1 protein-coding gene is annotated in these 255 nt (G+C 64.7%); it reads right to left on the bottom strand.

Going from position 1 to position 255, the window contains the following annotated elements; translation table 11 throughout:
• Positions 1-28: 28 nt before the first annotated feature.
• Positions 29-255, bottom strand: a 227-nt coding sequence (locus tag QSK25_RS45300) for an isochorismatase family protein (protein WP_285647895.1), incomplete at its 5' end; no start/stop codon positions are given.

Below are 255 nucleotides of genomic sequence, written 5' to 3'. Positions count from 1 at the left end.
TCGATGTCCATCACCGCGACTGGGCGCGTCACGCTGTCGCCACCAGCTTCTCGGCGAAGAGTGCATCCGCGTCGATGAGCTGCCGACGTCCGATGAACCGGCTTGTCACGAGCAGTCCTGCCTCGTGCGCTTCCTGTCCGGCATGGCTGTAGACCGCGTCCTTGATCACCCAGGGCGTCAGGCCGCGTTCGAACGCGTCACACGCCGTCTTCAGCACACAGGACTCCGTGGCGATCCCGACGATCACGATGTCGG

The sequence above is a fragment of the Lentzea sp. NBRC 102530 genome, from assembly GCF_030269365.1.
Lineage (GTDB): Bacteria > Actinomycetota > Actinomycetes > Mycobacteriales > Pseudonocardiaceae > Lentzea.
This window is presented reverse-complemented; position numbering and strand designations above follow the sequence as displayed.